Annotated in this window: 19 protein-coding genes; 8 read left to right on the top strand and 11 right to left on the bottom strand. The window is 35.2% G+C overall.

The features are described from left to right. Positions 1-115: 115 nt before the first annotated feature. Positions 116-571 carry an XrtF-associated fRMsr-like GAF protein gene (locus J2X31_RS01135; RefSeq protein WP_310023715.1) on the bottom strand — a complete coding sequence of 152 codons (456 nt, stop codon included), beginning with the start codon at positions 569-571 and terminating at the stop codon, positions 116-118. A 73-nt stretch (positions 572-644) separates the two neighbouring features. Between J2X31_RS01135 and xrtF the strand changes: the two genes are divergently transcribed. The 6 genes from xrtF to J2X31_RS01105 all read left to right on the top strand — a co-directional run bounded on the left by xrtF (position 645) and on the right by J2X31_RS01105 (position 5,428). Then, positions 645-1,196 carry an exosortase family protein XrtF gene (xrtF, locus tag J2X31_RS01130; protein WP_310023714.1) on the top strand — a complete coding sequence of 184 codons (552 nt, stop codon included), beginning with the start codon at positions 645-647 and terminating at the stop codon, positions 1,194-1,196. Then, the gene (locus J2X31_RS01125; RefSeq protein WP_310023713.1) at positions 1,177-1,626 is read left to right on the top strand and encodes an exosortase F system-associated membrane protein; all 450 of its coding nucleotides are present in this window, start codon (positions 1,177-1,179) and stop codon (positions 1,624-1,626) included. The genes xrtF and J2X31_RS01125 overlap by 20 nt, the downstream gene beginning before the upstream one ends. 37 nt (positions 1,627-1,663) lie before the next feature. After that, complete coding sequence (locus J2X31_RS01120; RefSeq protein WP_310023711.1) at positions 1,664-2,089, top strand: HYC_CC_PP family protein; 426 nt, start codon at positions 1,664-1,666, stop codon at positions 2,087-2,089. Positions 2,090-2,155: 66 nt separating this feature from the next. After that, on the top strand, positions 2,156-4,171 hold the full coding sequence (locus tag J2X31_RS01115; protein WP_310023709.1) for a TonB-dependent receptor plug domain-containing protein: 2,016 nt from the start codon (positions 2,156-2,158) through the stop codon (positions 4,169-4,171). Positions 4,172-4,235: 64 nt separating this feature from the next. Further along, positions 4,236-4,577: a heavy-metal-associated domain-containing protein gene (locus tag J2X31_RS01110; RefSeq protein WP_310023708.1), complete on the top strand. Its 342-nt coding sequence runs from the start codon at positions 4,236-4,238 to the stop codon at positions 4,575-4,577. Positions 4,578-4,741: 164 nt separating this feature from the next. Continuing rightward, the gene (locus tag J2X31_RS01105) at positions 4,742-5,428 is read left to right on the top strand and encodes a DedA family protein (RefSeq protein ID WP_310023707.1); all 687 of its coding nucleotides are present in this window, start codon (positions 4,742-4,744) and stop codon (positions 5,426-5,428) included. 61 nt (positions 5,429-5,489) lie between these two features. Here the strand turns inward: J2X31_RS01105 and J2X31_RS01100 are convergent, their stop codons facing one another. From J2X31_RS01100 to J2X31_RS01055, 10 genes are all read right to left on the bottom strand, one after another. Then, complete coding sequence (locus J2X31_RS01100; RefSeq protein ID WP_310023706.1) at positions 5,490-7,469, bottom strand: hypothetical protein; 1,980 nt, start codon at positions 7,467-7,469, stop codon at positions 5,490-5,492. 480 nt (positions 7,470-7,949) lie between these two features. Next, on the bottom strand, positions 7,950-9,581 hold the full coding sequence (gene groL, locus J2X31_RS01095) for a chaperonin GroEL (protein ID WP_310023704.1): 1,632 nt from the start codon (positions 9,579-9,581) through the stop codon (positions 7,950-7,952). Between the two features lie 55 nt (positions 9,582-9,636). Further along, positions 9,637-9,912, bottom strand: coding sequence for a co-chaperone GroES (locus J2X31_RS01090; RefSeq protein WP_026704077.1), 276 nt, complete (start codon positions 9,910-9,912; stop codon positions 9,637-9,639). A gap of 142 nt (positions 9,913-10,054) precedes the next feature. Next, positions 10,055-10,378, bottom strand: coding sequence for a preprotein translocase subunit SecG (gene secG / locus J2X31_RS01085; protein ID WP_310023702.1), 324 nt, complete (start codon positions 10,376-10,378; stop codon positions 10,055-10,057). 10 nt (positions 10,379-10,388) lie between these two features. After that, positions 10,389-11,303: a tetratricopeptide repeat protein gene (locus J2X31_RS01080; protein WP_310023701.1), complete on the bottom strand. Its 915-nt coding sequence runs from the start codon at positions 11,301-11,303 to the stop codon at positions 10,389-10,391. Between the two features lie 17 nt (positions 11,304-11,320). After that, positions 11,321-11,827, bottom strand: coding sequence for an LptE family protein (locus tag J2X31_RS01075; protein WP_310023700.1), 507 nt, complete (start codon positions 11,825-11,827; stop codon positions 11,321-11,323). A gap of 27 nt (positions 11,828-11,854) precedes the next feature. Beyond that, the gene (locus J2X31_RS01070) at positions 11,855-13,117 is read right to left on the bottom strand and encodes a sigma 54-interacting transcriptional regulator (protein ID WP_310023699.1); all 1,263 of its coding nucleotides are present in this window, start codon (positions 13,115-13,117) and stop codon (positions 11,855-11,857) included. Between the two features lie 83 nt (positions 13,118-13,200). Further along, positions 13,201-14,646, bottom strand: a complete 1,446-nt coding sequence (gene miaB, locus J2X31_RS01065; RefSeq protein ID WP_310023698.1) for a tRNA (N6-isopentenyl adenosine(37)-C2)-methylthiotransferase MiaB — start codon at positions 14,644-14,646, stop codon at positions 13,201-13,203. 309 nt (positions 14,647-14,955) lie between these two features. Beyond that, on the bottom strand, positions 14,956-15,600 hold the full coding sequence (locus J2X31_RS01060) for a nucleotidyl transferase AbiEii/AbiGii toxin family protein (protein WP_310023696.1): 645 nt from the start codon (positions 15,598-15,600) through the stop codon (positions 14,956-14,958). Continuing rightward, entirely contained in the window at positions 15,597-16,058 is a 462-nt protein-coding gene (locus tag J2X31_RS01055) for a helix-turn-helix transcriptional regulator (RefSeq protein ID WP_310023695.1), read from the bottom strand. The genes J2X31_RS01060 and J2X31_RS01055 overlap by 4 nt, the downstream gene beginning before the upstream one ends. 253 nt (positions 16,059-16,311) lie before the next feature. Between J2X31_RS01055 and J2X31_RS01050 the strand changes: the two genes are divergently transcribed. Together J2X31_RS01050 and topA are read left to right on the top strand one after the other, a co-directional pair. After that, positions 16,312-16,440: a hypothetical protein gene (locus J2X31_RS01050; RefSeq protein ID WP_310023693.1), complete on the top strand. Its 129-nt coding sequence runs from the start codon at positions 16,312-16,314 to the stop codon at positions 16,438-16,440. Positions 16,441-16,541: 101 nt separating this feature from the next. Next, entirely contained in the window at positions 16,542-19,061 is a 2,520-nt protein-coding gene (gene topA / locus J2X31_RS01045) for a type I DNA topoisomerase (RefSeq protein WP_310023690.1), read from the top strand. Positions 19,062-19,064 lie beyond the last annotated feature (3 nt).

The following is a 19,064-nucleotide window of genomic DNA, read 5'->3' as shown; positions in this document are numbered from 1 at the left end:
AATAAGTTTTTCCTATTCGAGTGCAAAAGTAACTTTTATTTTCGGATTGAAAAATTTAAAGATTGAAAAATTTAATGATTATTTAAAATTAAACAAATCGTTCGGAATTGTTACATTAAAAAAGTTTTGCAATTTCCTCATTTACAAATTCTAAAAATCGCTCGTCGGCTTCGGTAAAAGCATCAATTATATTCGAGTCGATATCAATCTGGCCGATGTTTTTTCCATCTACAAAAAGAGGCACTACGATTTCCGATTTCACCGTGAAACTGCAGGCAATATAATTGTCTTGTGCCTTTACATCTGGAACTACGAAATTTTCGTTGGAAACTGCAACTTGTCCACAAATACCTTTTCCGAAAGGAATCACTGTATGATCGGTTGGTTCTCCAGCATAAGGTCCGAGATGTAATGTTTTTTCTTCGTGATTAGCGAAGTAAAAGCCAACCCAATCGTAGTAGTCAATATTGTCAAGGAGCAAATGACATATCTGCAAAAGTTTATCTTCTCTTAAAATTTCGGTATGATGTAAAATATCTTGTACTTTTGGTTTTAATTCTTGAAAGGTCATAGTGCTAGAATTTTTATACAAAAGTAATATTTGCCGTTGGCTTTAAATTATATAAATTTGTTAAAACTATATTTTGAAAGACTATTTAATAAAATACCGCCCTTTTTTGGTTTTCCTGGGTAAATTCTTTTTGAGCTATTTGCTTTTAATTGTCATTTATCAGCTTTTTTTAAATCAATATGATGCTGAAAAATTTGAAACCGACGGAATGACCCAATTGGTCGCCCATCAAACCCACGATGTTTTGACAGCATTTGATTACAATGCGAAGTTAATGCCTCTTCCTGAAGAACCATCAATTTTAGTTACTGTAGATAGAAAACCCGTTGTTCGTATTATAGAGGGTTGCAATGCGATCAGTATAATGATCTTGTTTACTGCTTTTATAATAGCCTTCAGTGGAAAATTCCTTCGTACTTTCGGTTTTATCATTGCAGGAATTTTAGCGATACATATATTGAATGTTTTGCGAATTGTTCTTCTTATTATTGGAATCATCAATTACCCAGAATACGAAGATCTGCTTCATGGCGTGATTTTTCCTTTGATTATTTATGGTTTTGTTTTCTTGTTGTGGATACTTTGGGTCAATAAATTTCAGCACCATGCTAAAAAAAATAATTAATCATAAAAAAGAAACTGCTATAGTAATTGTACTAATTTTACTATTGGCTTTGATCCGAAATTTTGAGGAAAAGTTATTTTATGATCCATTTTTAAATTTTTTTAAGGATGAATTCCTTCATTCTAAAATTCCGTCATTGGATTATTTCAAATTAGTTTCAGGTTTATTTTTTCGTTATTTGCTAAACACCATTATTTCATTAGGAATTTTATATGTCATTTTCAAGCAAATAGATTTAATAAAATTCGCTGGTTTTCTTTACTGTATTTTTTTTACTATTCTGATAATTTCCTTCTTTGCGATTATTTATTTTTATACGCCAGAGAAAAGTATGATGCTTTTTTATGTAAGAAGATTTATCATTCAGCCTATATTCTTGTTGCTGTTTTTGCCCGCTTTTTATTATCAGGATCAATTTTTAAAGAAATAAAGTACTGGTGTTTAACTTTTTTGAATACTTTTGCGGTATGAATATCAAAAAATGCACAAGTTTATTTTTAGCAATCCTGTTATTGGTTTCCAATATTGGGATAGCTTTCAATGTGCATTTTTGTGAAGGGAAAATAGCTTCTATTTCTTCTGTTTATACTATCGAAGAAACATGTGATGCTCCAAAAAAGAGTGCTTCGGATAAAGAATGTTGTGCTAAAAAAGCAAAAGACCACAAGCAATGTTGCAAGGATAAAGTGGTGGATCTGGAAGATAATTCTTCGGATAAAATTATCAAAAATTTTTCTTTTCAGATTGATGTTCCATTTTTGGTAGAAGATTGGAAACCTTTCCTTTTCAATGAAATTGTAGCTCTGAAACGAGCCGAAAAAATAGTTTATTATTGTGATGCCAATGCACCACCGTTATTTAAACTCTACAGCCAATACATCTTTTATGCCTGATTTTAATGTTTAAAGAAATCGCACAACTTAGCGATTAAAGTCTTTATTAAACATTAAAATTAAATCATGCAAAAACACATTTCAATATTCTTGCTGTTGTTTTTGTCTTTCAATGCCTTTGCTCAAGATACCTTGCAGGCGGTAAAAGTGGAAGCAAAATCAAAAAGCACAAGAAAATCTTATAAATCAGTAACCAACACGGCAGTAATGACAAGCAAGGAATTGCTGAAGGCCGCTTGTTGCAATTTGGCGGAAAGTTTTGAAACCAATCCGTCCATCGATGTTAATTTCTCGGATGCCTTGACAGGAACAAAGCAGATAAAAATGCTTGGATTGACAAGTCCTTATCTGATGATTACGGAAGAAAATATTCCATCCGTTAGAGGGGCTTCACAAGCTTACGGACTTTCTTTTACGCCTGGAACTTGGATCGAAAGTATCCAGATTACCAAAGGTGCAGGTTCGGTTGTAAACGGTTATGAAAGTATCTCGGGCCAAATCAATACAGAGCTAATCAAGCCGGTAAGCGACATTCCATTCTTTCTGAATGCTTATGGTTCTACCGATTCTCGTTTTGAGTTGAATACCCATTTCAACAAGAAATTTTCGGATAAATGGAGCAGCAGCTTGTTTGTTCACGGAAACACGAGGGTGGCAAAAAACGATATGAACCACGATCATTTTTTGGACAACCCGTTGGGAAAACAAATCAATGTTTTGAACCGTTGGCAATATACGAATGCCGAAAAAGGCTGGGTGAGTTTCATTAATTTCAGATATATGAAAGATGAAAAACAAACCGGAGAACTTGAATTTGACAAGGATAGGGACAAGGGAACGACCAATTTTTGGGGTTCAGAAATAAATACCGAAAAGTTTGATGTTTCTGCAAAAGTAGGCTATGTTTTTCCTGATATGCCCTTTCAAAGTATCGGTTTCCAAAACTCTTTGAACATGCACAAACAAGAATCGTATTTTGGTTTGAACCAATACGACATCACTCAGAAAAGCTATTATTCGAATCTTATCTTCAATTCGATTATCGATAATACAATGAATAAATTCGCAACGGGATTGAATTTCACGTATGATGATTATAACGAATATGTAAATGTTCCGAATATCGCAGGAAGCTACGACAGGATTGATACTTCGGTGGGTGCTTTTTTTGAATATACCTATGACAACACCACAAATTTCAGCTTGGTTGCCGGAGGTAGAGTGGACAAACACAATCGTTTGGGACTTTTTGCAACACCAAGAATCCATATCCGATACAATCCTTGGGACAAGGCCGTTTTGAGAGCTTCGGCAGGACGAGGAAAACGTTATGCTAATATTTTTGCCGAAAATCAACAACTTTTTGCAAGCTCAAGGGCTTTTGAAATACTGAATCAAAACGGAAATAATTATGGGCTTGATGCTGAAATTGCCTGGAATTATGGCGTGAGTTTTATGCAGGGATTTTTCCTTTTTGACCGTTCAGCAGATATTGGTTTTGATTTCTACAGAACCGATTTCCAGAATCAAGCCATCGTGGATTTATATGCAGGTCCACAACAGGCACTGTTCTACAACGGAAAATCGTTTGCCAACAGCTTGCAGATTGAATTCAATTATGAATTGGCCAAGCATTTCGATTTGAGAACGGCCTATAAATATTATGACATACAAACCGAATATTTAAGCGGAAACATCGAGCGACCTTTGCAGGCAAAGCATCGATTTTTCACGAACTTGGCCTATGAAACACATATTGTTGAAGGAGGAAAACAGTGGAAATTCGATTTCACCTACAATTGGATGGGAAAACAAAGGCTTCCAAACACTTCTACGAATCCGGTTATGGATCAATTAGGAGATTATTCGCCTTCTTTTTCGTTGATGAATACTCAGGTTACGAGGACTTTTTCGTCGGTTTTCGAAATGTATGCAGGAGTTGAGAATCTCGGTAATTACAAGCAGGAGAAAGCCATTATTGGAGGTCATGATCCATTTGGCTCGCATTTTGATACGTCAATAATCTATGCACCTATTTTTGGGCAGATGTTTTATGCGGGATTACGATTTAAAATAAAATAATACTAATTGAGGACGAGATTGCTTTCGCCACGGCGAACACGTCGTTCCTCGTAAAGACAAAAAAATGAAAAAATTAATGTTCGTGCTTTTCGTTTCCTTAATTGGATTTTCGTCGCAAGCACAAGAGAAGAAAAGTAAAAATGCAAAAAAGGACATCGAAGTAAGAGGAAATTGCGAGATGTGCAAAAAGCGGATCGAAAAAGCAGCCTATACAGTTCCTGGAGTGAAATCTGCAGAATGGCATCAGGACGACCAAACGTTGCATCTCATTATAAATGAAGAAAAAACAAATGGCATTGAAGTTCAAAAAGCCATTGCAAAAGTAGGTCACGATACAGAAGAGGTTCGTGCAAAGGACGAGGATTATGAAAAACTGCATACTTGTTGTTCCTACAAAAGAGAATAAAATTCAGCCAAAACCGAGATGATTTCTCGGTTTTTTTATATCTCAAAATGAAAATTTGATGGCAATGTTTTTAAACTGTTATAAAAAACTAAAAGTATCTGAATATAATTGTAGTTCAAGTAAATAATTCTTACTTTCACGCTCAAAATTTTAACCAACCAAAAATGAGTAATTTCGACTGGAAAAATCTTATTGATCCCCTGTTTTATATACAGTTTGACATCAACGGAATCAAACTTGGTCTTTATTTAGTTTTATTTATTGTATTTGCCGAAACAGGCTTGTTTGCTGGGTTTTTTCTTCCAGGAGATAGTTTGCTCTTTCTAGCGGGAATTTATAATAGAGAATTGATAGAAAATGTTTTTCTCATTGATAGCAGTTTCTTAAACGTTACATTATTGGCAACTTTTGTAGCACTTGCAGGTATCCTTGGAAATATGGTTGGATATTGGTTTGGTTCTAAAAGTGGTTACTATTTGTATAACAAGCAGGATAGTTTTTGGTTTAAGAAAAAATACTTGGTCCAGTCCAAAGATTTCTTCGAAAAACATGGAGGAAGAGCAATTATATTCGCTAGATTTTTACCAATCTTCAGAACTTTTGCACCAATTGTTGCAGGAATTGTAATGATGGAGAAAAAGAAATTTATGTTCTATAACATCATCAGTTCCTTTGTGTGGTCGTTCAGTTTGATTTTTGCTGGACACTATCTTTATGGATTCCTTTTGAGGAATTATGAAATTGATTTGAAGCAACATATAGAATTGATAGTCATTGTATTAGTTCTTATAACAATATTGCCTGTCATATTAAAGTTTAGTAAGAAATCTAAAACTGAAACATCAGAATAAAAGAAGCCCCAAATAGTGTCTAACTTTTTGGGGCATGTTCATTGTCAAACGGGCTTCTTTTTTAGTTTAGGTTCAAAATCAACTCTTGTTGGATAATTTCTCCATTAATATTGATTCCTTCTATGTCAACAATAACTTTTTCTTTTTGTAAATTTGATATTTCGTATAAAAACTGCCCCCCTTCATTTGAAATAATGTATGGACTCCATCCTATAACACCATAATTGTCAAATCCTTTTCCAGATGTATCAGTATATTTTTCTTGCTTAAAGTTAACAGGTTCAGAAAATCCCTTTCCTATAAAGAATTTAAAATTATCGGCTCTATCTTCAAATTCTGGTTTTTTAGTGAAGATGTTGATTATTCCTTGCCTATTATTCATTCCAATTGGTGAAGCACTGCGACTTAAAAATATTTCATCAATATCGGTCAAATTCATTCCATATAGCTCGTTGAAATTAAGAACTCTTATGCCGTCTATATTTATTTCCGGTTCAGATTGTGCAGAATTAATAGTGTTTGGTCTTCGAGAGTAAATGAATATATCTCCCCGAACTTCGTTAACTGTGAAGCCGTTGTAACGTATGAATTGCAGTAAAGACATTCCTATGTGTCTTTCTTCCATCTTATAACCTTTTAGTAATCTGTTTTCTATTTTATTTTCATAAATCAATTCTGGTTTTTTGTTTTTAATTAATACATCTTCTAATTTTATTGCTTCATTCGAAAAGCTAGGATATTCGTATGTTATAGTTTCATATTCAAAGTCCTCAAAAGAATCTAACTTAAGCTTAAAGGGTTTGTAAAAAGGTCTGGATCTATTAAGAATTGTAGTATTTAATTTGGTTTTAACCTCTTTAAAAGCGGGAGATTTTAAAAGAGAGAGATTGAGGTAGGAACTGTCAATAACTATGAGATTTTCTATTTTAAATTTACCATTTTCAGTAACATCTGTTTGTTTATTGATGAAATCAATATAAGACAAGAGTTTTACCTTATGGTCGGCTTTATTTTTAATTTGGTCATCTATTGTACCTTCAATACTTAATCCTATATCAAAACTATAATTTGATTTAGGAGGGTTGATATTCATATTTTTCCAATCATATTTTACCTCGTGTTGATTGACAAGTACCATGTCCAACTCAATCTTTTTTATTCTATTCCTATTCGTAAAATAATAAGATGAATTTTCAAGCGGATATTTAAGGTAGGGATTTATATTTAAACCAACATTAATAGTGGTTTTATTCAAATCATTGCCTTTTGTTTTTTCTGGCAAAGTCGATAAGCTTAGGTAAGAATTGGATAAACTGTTATATCCAACTAAGCTAATTTTTTCTTTATCCAATTTGTTTTTAACTATCGTAATCGGTGTGGCATAATTTGTTACTAGGGAATCAGAATAGATAAGCCTTTCGCATAACTGATTTAGATCACCATCAATAATCCTCAAAGTATTAATGCCTTTAAAAAGGGTTTTGGTTTCTATAGTAAATGCCTTGCTTTTGTGATCTTTAAATGAAAATTCTTGAATAATCGACTTACTATCTTTATTGATAACTAGAAATAGTTTTTTATTGTTTAAGTTTTTGAGAGTTTCTTCGTTTGTATTTAAACTGACAAAAATTTTGTTTTCATTGCTAATGTTGTTTACGGCTAGGCCTAAACCAATGTGCTTCTGCTCTGGAAGATCTTTTTCAAATATTTGATTGTTGTAGTTAAATACAATCTTTAATTTTTCGGGCGTTGGAGGCACTACTATTTTTGCATATCCAAAACGGTTAAGCCGAAAAGTTCTTAAAATTTCACCATTAAGATTTTGCAGTTTTCCTTCAAGACTGTCAATACTATTATTTCGACAATCAAGGAATGAAATTCCCATTGAGTTTTCAATACCTCTTACATAATTTCCTCCTTCAGGATTTATATTGATTTTTAGAGAATTAATATTTACTTTTTTATAATTTTTCACACCTTGTGAAGGATTGATAACCGTTATTTTTGAGATAGTCGATTCGTCTTCGCTAAAATTGTTCATCCAATTCGTATAGGCTTGGATGTAATAATTTCCAGAAGATGTATTTGATTTTAAATCAATTTTACCCGAAAAGATACCATTGCTTGCAAAAACGAGCTGTTCGGAAACCTGCTTCCCATTTTCATCTAAAAGTAGGATGAAAATGTTTGAAGTGAAAAAGGGTTTGGCATTTTTTCGGTTGATTACGTATCCCTTGAACCAAATGGTTTCATTATCTAGAAATGTAGTTTTATTGAGGTGCAGATGGATGGCTTCCCTTTCTAAATTAAAATAATTTTCAAATACGGAAGCTATTTTTGCTTGGCTTACATCGGAGTTGTTTTGGGAATAGCTACTTGTAAATGCCAATAAAGTAATTAGGTAAAGATAATTTTTTATCATAGTAGAATTTTTTGTAAAAAAATGTTTCCAAAAATGATACCAAAAAAGGCGAATATGAAATAAATCATATTCGCCTTTAAAACTTTAACTAAATGAATATTACATCATTCCTGGCATTCCACCACCCATTGGCATTCCACCTCCGGCATTTTCTTCTTTAATTTCGACCAAAGCACATTCAGTCGTCAGGATCATTCCGGCAACCGAGGCAGCATTTTCTAGTGCCACACGAGTAACCTTCTTAGGGTCGATGATTCCAGCTTTTAGCATATCAACATATTCATCTGTTTTCGCATTATAACCAAAATCTCCAGAACCTTCTGCAACTTTTGCCACCACAACAGAACCTTCAAGTCCTGCATTTTCAACGATAGTTCTCAAAGGGGCTTCAACTGCACGAGAAACAATCTGAATTCCTGTAGCTTCGTCTGCATTATCTGCAGTGATGTCTTTTAAGGCATTTTTAGCCCTAAGAAGTGCAACACCTCCACCAGCAACAATTCCTTCTTCAACAGCGGCACGGGTAGCGTGAAGTGCATCGTCAACTCTGTCTTTCTTTTCTTTCATTTCCACTTCAGAAGCTGCACCAACATACAAAACTGCAACACCACCGGCCAATTTAGCCAAACGTTCTTGCAATTTTTCTTTGTCATAATCAGAAGTCGTAGTTTCCATCTGACCTTTGATTTGGTTTACACGGTTTTTGATCATATCCGCTTCACCAGCACCACTAACGATTGTAGTATTATCTTTATCAATGCTTACTCTTTTTGCTGTTCCCAACATTTCAATAGTAGCAGCTTCCAAAGTATAACCTCTTTCTTCCGAAATTACAGTTCCTCCAGTTAAAATGGCGATGTCTTCCAACATTGCTTTTCTTCTGTCGCCGAAACCTGGGGCTTTTACAGCGGCAATTTTCAACGCTCCACGAAGTTTGTTTACTACCAATGTAGATAAAGCTTCACCGTCAACATCTTCAGCAATAATCAACAATGGTTTTCCTGATTGTGCAACTGGCTCCAAAACTGGAAGTAATTCTTTCAGAGAAGATACTTTTTTATCGTATAAAAGGATATAAGGGTTCTCTAATTCTGCTTCCATTTTTTCTGGATTCGTAACAAAATAAGGAGAAAGATAACCTCTGTCAAATTGCATTCCTTCCACAACGTCTACATAAGTATCCGTTCCTTTAGCTTCCTCAACCGTGATGACACCTTCTTTCCCTACTTTGGCGAAAGCCGTAGCAATCAAATCTCCAATAACTTCGTCATTGTTAGCAGAGATAGAAGCAATTTGTTTTATTTTTTCAGAATCGCTTCCGACAACTTTTGCTTGTTTAGATAAATCGGCCACAATAGCTTCAACAGCCTTGTCGATTCCTCTTTTCAAGTCCATTGGATTTGCACCAGCAGCAACGTTTTTCAAGCCTTCCTTAACGATAGCTTGTGCTAAAACCGTAGCTGTTGTAGTTCCGTCTCCAGCCAAGTCATTGGTTTTAGAGGCGACTTCCTTCACCATTTGAGCACCCATGTTTTCCAACGGATCTTTCAATTCAATTTCTTTTGCAACAGTAACACCATCTTTGGTTACGTTTGGTCCACCGAATGATTTTCCAATAATAACATTACGACCTTTTGGTCCAAGGGTTACTTTTACTGCATTTGCCAAAGCATCAACTCCACGTTTTAATCCGTCACGTGCTTCAATATCAAATTTTATATCTTTTGCCATTTTATTTGTTTGTTAACTAGTCTTACTACTTTGTACTTAATTCTTACTACTTTTTTTAGATTATCGCAAGAATGTCATCCTCACGCATAATCAAATAATCTTTTCCTTCAAATTTCAAGTCGGTTCCTGCATACTTTCCGTATAGAACAGTATCGCCAACTTTAACAGTCATGGTGTGATCTTTAGATCCGTTTCCAACGGCAACTACAGTTCCTTTTTGAGGTTTTTCCTTAGCTGTGTCAGGAATAAAAATGCCCGAAGCTGTTTGGGTTTCGGCAGCAACAGGCTCAATTAAAACGCGGTCTGAAAGTGGTTTAATGTTTAATGCCATAATATTTATGTTTTTAAATAATTTAAATTAAGATGAAATCTGATTTTCAGAAATTGTGCCAGTAACAAGTTTGCTGACAAATTTTCAGCTAAAAAAAATGCCAGCATTGAAGCTGGCATTGGATATTTTATTAAGTCAGAAATTATTCTGCTGGAGTTTCTGCAGGTGTGGCAGTTTCAGTTGCTGGAGCAGCTGGTTTTGGAGCAGCTATTTCTGTGTCGTCAATGATTTTAGTTTCAGATTCCGACGTAAAACTCAAGCTAGAGAATAAAATCAAAAGGATTAAAACTGTTGCTAAAGTCCAAGTACTTTTGTCTAAAAAGTCAGTAGTTTTTTGAACACCTCCTAATTGTTGAGATCCGCCTAATGTTGAAGATAAACCACCACCTTTAGGGTTTTGAACCATGATTACCACCACTAAAAGAAAGCAAACTATTGTGATAAGTACTAAAAAAATTGAAAACATAATAGTATAATTAATTGTTATTTTGTTGTATAAACTTAATATCCGAAATTCGGTCTGCAAATAAACTACTTTTTTCTGGATATTTCAAAATTAATATTTCATAAGCTTGAATTGCCTTTTGATATTTTTTTTGTTCGAGATAGACCTTCGCCAAAGTTTCGGTCATCAGGTAGGAAGTATCGCCTTCCGTTTGCTGTAAAACTATTGGTTTTGTTTCGGTTTGCTTGATAGGCGGAATCTTCGGATTGGCTTCAATAAACTTATCGATGATCTCCAGTTTTTTCTTTTTCTCTAAATCTTTCTCTTCGGTTTTTTCTTCAACTGGAGCAATTTCACGATTTATGGGGCTGAAACTTGCCAGTTGTAGCCACTCTTGAAACGAATGCTTTTCTTCTTTAGAAAACCCCAAGGGCTTTCCAATTTCGAGTTTTTCTTCAATCAACTCTAATTTAGATGCTTCATGCTGGGTTTCTTCCTGAATTTCATTTTCAAGTTCAACTTCTGGAGAAGCTTCTTTTATAGAGGTTAAGATCGATTGTTCTAATTTGTTTATTGATTCAGTAGCTTTTTCTACAACAGGTTCTTCAGTTTTTTGACTTTCATCTCGAACAATAATTTCACTTTCGTTTACAATTATATTGTTGATCATGGCTTCCTTTTCATCCAAGAACGTTTTTTGAAGCGTTGCAAAATTCCCAGTCGTAATAAAATCGAACAAAACACTTCTGTCTGTTGTATAAGAAGCAGTAACCCGTAGGGCTTGGTTGTATTTAAAACTGTCCTGATTGTATAGACCTTTCAAGTATAAAGCTCGGGCACTCTGAAAATAAGGAAATTCCTCTACAATTCGCTCCAAACCGAAGGTATGCTTATCATTGATAGCATTGGGTTTGTTGAGCAAATAGGTTATTTCAGTAGTGTTCAATTTTATCTTAATTTAAATTACCATTTGGCTAATGATTCGTTGAAGATGTCTTGTGTGATTCTTTCAAAAATTTCGTCTAAAGCTGTTGTGAGCTGAGACCCAACAAGTTGCTGATCACCACTATAATCAAAGAAAAAGGTAAAGGGTTTTTCAAAATCATCGGCTTCTTTTTTCTTGTTGGTAAACCGAACATTTATTCGGATAGTCAATCGGTTTTGAGATGCTCTTTGGTCGGCAGTTGCAGTCATTGGACTGATTCTGTAATCTGTAATTTCACCTTCATAAACCAAATCGCCTCCAGAATTTGTCAAACTCAAATTGGTTTGATTTTGAATCAAATCCTGCAACGCACGTGTAAATTTCAGTTCAATTCCGGGCTCAATCAATTCTGAAGCATTTTGAAAATAATTTACTTGAAAAGTCTTTGCGTCAATCTTTCCTGTTCCAGTAAAATTATAAACAGAACAACCATTAAAAGTCAAAACAATCAAGGTTAGTAAAGCGATATGTTTTAATTTATTCATTTTATTTTTTAAAAAGATTCAAATATACTATAAATCAAATTGTTTTATTTTGCGGTACAACGTTCTTTCCGAAATTCCGAGTTCATCCGCTGCGGCTTTTCGCTTTCCTTTGTTTTTTTCCAATGATTTCTTGATCATTTCAATTTCTTTTTGCTCCAATTTCAGAATTTCTTCCTCCTCAACCGTTTCCGCAAAAAGATAATTGTCTTCCTGTTCGTGAAAATCGTTTTTAGGAATTGCATTCTGAACCGGAATAACCGAAAGTTCATCTTGGTCTTCATAGTCAATTTCAGAATCTTCTTGATGCGAACCGTAAATTTTCTGAATCAGATTTTTATTGTTTTCCTGCACTTTTGAGCTTCCATTCTGCATTAATTCCAACGTTAGTTTTTTCAAATCGTTCAAGTCGCTTTTCATATCAAAAAGAACTTTATAAAGAATTTCTCTTTCCGTACTGAAGTCGTTTTCACTCTTTTTGTCTTTGATGACAGAAGGTAAATTACTTCCATCAACTGGTAAGTACGATTGCAAAGTCAAAGCCGAAATGTCTCTATTGGTTTCCAAAACCGAAATTTGTTCGGCCACATTTCGAAGCTGACGAATGTTTCCACTCCAGCGAAATTTCAACAGATATTGAACGGCATTATCGTCCAATTTAATCGGAGGCATTTTATATTTATGAGCAAAATCCGAAGCAAATTTCCTGAAAAGTAAATGAATATCGTCTTTTCTGTCACGTAATGGTGGCAACGGAATGTCAACCGTGCTCAAACGATAATACAAATCTTCACGGAATTTTCCTTTTTCGATGGCATCAAACATATTCACGTTTGTTGCAGCCACGATTCGAACATTCGTTTTTTGAACTTGTGAGGAACCTACTTTAATAAATTCTCCATTTTCCAAAACACGAAGCAAACGAACCTGTGTTGTCAAAGGCAATTCTCCCACTTCGTCCAAGAAAATTGTTCCACCATCGGCTACTTCAAAATAACCTTCACGTGTAGAAGTGGCTCCTGTAAAAGCACCTTTTTCGTGACCAAAAAGCTCACTGTCGATGGTTCCTTCTGGAATGGCACCACAGTTTACGGCAATGTATTTTCCGTGTTTTCTATGTGAAAGCGAATGGATGATCTTCGGAATACTTTCTTTCCCGACACCACTTTCTCCCACAACCAAAACCGAAATATCCGTTGGTGCAACCTGGATTGCTTTTTCAATCGCACGATTTAATTTCGGGTCGTTCCCGATGATTTCAAATCGCTGTTTTATGGCCTGAACTGATTCCATAATTTATTTTTTAAACACAGATTTCACGAATTTTCACAGATTTAATTTGTGCTAATCTGTGAAATCTGTGTTGAAATTTATTTTTAATTCATTTCACTATAACCCACAACTTCTCCAATCAAAGTTCCGCTGGTACAACTGTTGATTTTTACATTCACAAATTCTCCAATCTTATAATTTTCTCTTGGAAAAACAACCGTGATACTTTGTGAATTTCTTCCTGAAAACTGTTCTTTAGATTTTTTAGAAGTCTTTTCGATTAGAACTTCAACTGTTTTTCCGATGAATTCCTCGCTTCTGAACCAGCTGTGTTTTTGCTGTAAATCCACAATTTCTTGCAATCTTCTGGCTTTTGTTTCTTCAGGAACATCGTCTTCCATTTTTCTTCCAGCCAAAGTTCCCGGACGTTCCGAATATGAATACATATAACCGAAATTATATTTTACAAATTCCATCAAACTTAATGTGTCTTGATGATCTTGTTCGGTTTCAGTTGGAAAACCAGCTATCATATCTTGCGAAATACTGCATTCCGGAATTATAGTTCTGATTTTTGTAATCAAGTCAAAATATTCAGCTCGTGTATGCAATCGGTTCATTTCTTTCAAAATCCTGTCGCTTCCTGATTGAACTGGAAGGTGAATGTGCTTGCAGATATTTGGATATTTTGCAATCACATGCAAAACACTTTCGTGCATATCTTGCGGATTTGAAGTCGAGAAACGAACCCGCATTTTCGGGAATGTTGTCGCTACCATCTCCAATAAATTATCGAAATTCACGGCAGTCGCTTTTTGCATATCAGATGCTTTCTCGAAATCTTTTTTCAAACCACCGCCATACCACAAATAGCTATCGACATTTTGACCTAAAAGTGTAATTTCCTTATAACCTTGATTCCATAAATTAAAAATTTCGGTCATGATACTTTGCGGTTCACGGCTTCTTTCGCGACCTCTCGTGAACGGAACCACACAAAACGTACACATATTATCGCAACCTCTTGTAATGGAAACCAAAGCCGTAATGCCGTTGCTGTTCAATCGAACCGGAGAAATATCGCCATACGTTTCATCTTTCGATAAAATCACGTTGATGGCGTCATTTCCTGATTCCACTTCGGCTAAAAGATTTGGCAAATCTTTATAGGCATCTGGACCAACAACCAAATCCACGATTTTTTCTTCTTCAAGGAATTGGCTTTTTAATCGCTCTGCCATACAACCCAAAACCCCAACTTTCATCTTTGGGTTGATTCGTTTTACGGCGTTATATTTTTCCAGACGTTTTCTGATGGTCTGTTCGGCCTTGTCTCTAATAGAACAGGTGTTTACCAAAACCAAATCGGCTTCTTCGAGAATTTGGGTGGTGTTGAAACCATTTTCAGATAGAATGGAAGCCACGACTTCGCTATCCGAAAAATTCATCGCACAGCCATAACTCTCGATAAAAAGTTTTTTGGTATTTCCCGTTTTATGCTCTAAAACCAAGCTTTCGCCTTGTTTGTTTTCTTCAATAATCTTTTCCATACGTCTTCCTTCAGCGGAATTTATTCGATTGGCAAAGATAGTATAAATTTAAGCGATATGACAAGTTGGCAGGATTAGATTTAACAATGTTTTTTGAGAAGCTCATCCAGCTTTTCGTTTCAATCTTTTGTTGGAAAAACTTTTTTTGCAAGGCTTTGCAGGAACTTCCGTTGGTCGTTCTGCAAAACCAGCAAAAAATAGTTTTCCCAACAAAAGGATTTTCACTTCAAACACGAAGTGTTCACCGAACACTTATGAAAATAAGTGTACAGTGAGGTAATCTGGGCTAGTGATGCGGTTTGTGGTTACCTAACTTTCTACAAACTCTACAAAGTCAAATTTGATGATTTCCCAATTTTTTTCCAACAAACAAATCGGTTCAAAATCCGAATCGGCAATATCAAAGTTGATTAATTGCGGTTTGATTTTATCGAAACCATCGTTGTAGGGATAACGTTTCTGGAATAATGAAATCATTTCGTCAATATTGGTTTTATCAATAAAATAATGCAAATCCCAGAAATCCTTTTTTCTTCCACCACGTAAAATAACATCCAGTTTCATGGCAATTATTTCGTTTGCAGTAGCCATTCGGATGTTTTCTATAATTATCGGAGGTTCGATAAATTCATCGGTGTAATACAAATCGATTTTTACACAGTCTTCTAATGAATTCCCAACTACAAAATTAGTCCCGAAACTTACATTATCTAAATTTCTTGACCTACAAAAAGGATATTTTAATTCTAGAAATTCACGAAGAGCTTTGTAATCAATTGAACCATACTCTGCATCAGTAAATAAATCAATATCCACCGACATTCTATGGCCTAATTGTAAACTCAAAGCCGTTCCTCCAACAAGCCTGAAAGGTTTAAATAAGGGTTCATTGATAATATCCTGAAGCACATTTTTCAGAATTGGAGCTACGGTGTTCCAATATAATTTATTCATCGGAGTTGTATTTTAGATAGGATTTCATCTACTTCATTTTTTCCATAAAAACGAATTATTTCTTCTTGCTCCATTTTGTTTCCATAGGAAAAGATTCTTTGTATTATGGAACGTTTCATTAATTTCCAATCTATTTTCTCAAATGTTGTATCCCAAAATGTAATTTTATTTAATTTAGATAAATCCGGTTTGTAATTTACATCTCTTTTCGCGAGTTTGATATCGTGAAAAACTTGCAATGTCATCAAGAAACCTTCTTCCAAGCCTAATTTTTCTTCGATTTTTAAAGATAAATCCACGTTCATATTTCGGGTTCCTTTGATGATGGCTCCCAAGGTTTGTGGGTGTTCGTTAATGGAAAGCGCGAATTGGCGTTTGCTGATTTTTAATTTCAGCAATTCGCGTTCGATGAATTTTCCGGGATGAACTCCTTTTAATATTTCGAGTTTGGTTTTCATACTACAAATGTAAACAATTTTGTTTACATTTTGATTTTTTGATTTCCTAACAGGTATTTTTCTCCTGTTAGGTTTTATTTTTACACAATCCAGAAAATACCTAACAGGAGAAAAATACCTGTTAGGAGTTGTGGCGAAACTTTGCGAATTTGAATTGTTGAAATTATTTATACCTTAAATTATATATCATTTTGATTTTTTTTGAAAACTCCAATTTATAGACAATAGTGTTCCGAAAGATTCCCAAGTTCAAATGGATTTTCAAATAGCCCCGATGGGAGGGAAAAGCCTTTTTGTTCGCTTCTTTAGCGGACAAAAAGCTTTGGAAGGACAGCGGGAAAATGGATTGCTAAAAATGCCTGATGTTTCGCTCCTAAATTGAAAAATTTTAAGTACTGGAAATCAGCTAATTTCAATTAAAAAAAATCTTAAAACGCAATATTTAAAAAATTCACATACTTTTGCGACAGAAATAGAAGCATTATGGCAAAGAATTTAGTGATAGTTGAGTCGCCTGCGAAGGCAAAAACCATAGAAAAATTTTTGGGAAGCGATTACCAGGTGGAGTCCAGTTATGGGCACATTGCAGATTTGCCTTCCAAGGAAATTGGGGTGGATGTGTTGAATGGTTTTAAACCGAAATATGAAGTTTCCCCTGATAAAAAAGCGTTGGTGACGAAACTAAAAGGACTAGCGAAAAAAGCCGAAATGGTTTGGTTGGCGAGTGATGAAGACCGTGAGGGAGAGGCTATTTCTTGGCACTTGGCGGAAGAATTGGATTTGAAACCAGAGAAGACGAAAAGAATCGTTTTTCATGAGATTACAAAAACAGCAATCTTAAAAGCGATTGATAATCCGAGGGGAATTAACTATGACTTGGTAAATGCCCAGCAAGCGAGAAGAGTTTTAGACAGATTGGTGGGTTATGAACTTTCTCCAGTTTTATGGAGAAAAATCAAAGGCGGTTTATCGGCAGGAAGAGTACAGTCGGTTTCTGTTAGATTAATTGTGGAAAGAGAAAGAGAAATCCAGAATTTTAATGCAGTTGCAAGTTATTCGGTTGTGGCTGAATTTGCCAACGAAGCTGGAAAAACGTTCAAGGCGAAATTGCCAAAGAATTTCAATACGAAAAAAGAAGCCGAAGATTTTTTGAATAAAAATATCGGTTCTATATATAAGGTAGCGGATCTGGAAACAAAGCCTACCAAAAAATCTCCTGCAGCACCGTTTACGACTTCGACTTTGCAACAGGAAGCGGCGAGAAAATTGTATCTTCCTGTTGGAATCACGATGCAGTTGGCTCAACGTTTATATGAGGCAGGATTGATTACCTATATGAGAACGGACAGCGTGAATCTTTCTAACGATGCGATGAATGCGGCGGAAGCTGAAATCATCAAATCGTATGGAAAAGAATTTTCGAAACCTAGAAGTTTTGTAACGAAAAGCAAAGGAGCTCAAGAGGCTCACGAGGCAATTCGTCCGACGGATATGTCGCGTCACACGGTAAATATCGACAGAGACCAAGCGCGTTTGTATGATTTGATTTGGAAAAGGACATTGGCTTCCCAAATGAGCGATGCCCAATTAGAAAGAACCAACGTTAAAATTGAGGCTAACAATCACAGCGAATTATTTGCAGCAACTGGTGAGGTTTTGCTTTTTGAAGGTTTCTTGAAAGTATATTTGGAAGGTAGCGATGATGACGATGAAGAACAAGAAGGAATGTTGCCAGCGATGAAAGTCAATGAGAAATTGCAAAACAATTATATTACAGCGACAGAAAGATATTCAAGACCTCCGGCGAGATATACCGAAGCTTCTTTGGTGAAGAAATTGGAAGAACTTGGAATTGGCCGTCCGTCAACTTATGCTCCGACGATTTCTACAATCATCAACAGAAATTATGTTGAGAAAGGAAATTTAGAAGGAAACGAAAGAAATTATACGCAATTGACCTTGCAATCTGGAAAGCTTGGAGAGAAATTATTGAAAGAAACTACAGGTTCTGATAAAGGAAAATTGGTTCCGACAGACATCGGGACAATTGTTACTGATTTCTTGGTGAAGAATTTTGAAAGAATCTTGGATTATAATTTCACGGCAAAAGTGGAACAGGATTTTGATGAAATTGCCGAAGGAAATGTGAATTGGGCTAAAATGATGCAGGAATTCTACGATCAGTTTCATCCAAATGTGAAAGACGTGGAAGCCAATGCGGAAAGAGAATCCGGAGAGAGGATTCTAGGAAAAGATCCAAAAACAGGAAAACCGGTTAGCGTTCGCTTAGGAAAATTTGGCCCGATGGCTCAAATTGGAGATGCTGAAGATGAAGAAAAGCAGTTCGCCAGTTTGATGAACGACCAGAATATCGGGAATATTACTTTGGAAGAAGCTTTGAAGTTGTTCTTGCTTCCTAAAAATCTGGGAACACATAAAGGAGAAGAAGTTGAAGTGAACAATGGCCGTTTTGGTCCTTATGTTCGTTTCGGGAAAATGTTTATTTCTTTGCCGAAAGGAGAAGATCCGTTGGATGTAACTTTTGAAAGAGCAAAAGAATTGATTGCAGAAAAAGAGGAAGCTGATGCTCCGATTGCAACCTATAAAAATGAGCCCGTTCAAAAAGGTGTTGGTCGTTTTGGCCCATTCCTTAAATGGAATGGAATTTTTATAAACGTAAATAAGAAATATAATTTTGACAATCTTTCTCAATCCGATATCGTTGAATTGATTGAAGATAAAATGCAGAAAGAAATCGATAAAGTTTTACACCATTGGGAAGACGAAGGAATCAAGGTGGAAAAAGCACGTTGGGGACGTTCGATTATTACCAAAGGAAAAATCAAGATTGAATTGAGTAAAGATGTTGATGCAACGAAATTGACATTGGCAGAAGTTCAGGAAATGATTGAGAAAAAATCGCCTGCAAAAAAGACGGCGGCGAAAAAAACTACAGCAACTAAAAAACCAGCTGCAAAAAAAGCAGTTGCCAAAAAGAAATAATAT

This window comes from Flavobacterium arsenatis (genome assembly GCF_031456785.1).
Lineage (GTDB): Bacteria > Bacteroidota > Bacteroidia > Flavobacteriales > Flavobacteriaceae > Flavobacterium > Flavobacterium arsenatis.
The sequence above is the reverse complement of the archived record's forward strand: the minus strand, read 5'-3'. Positions and strand labels throughout refer to the sequence as shown.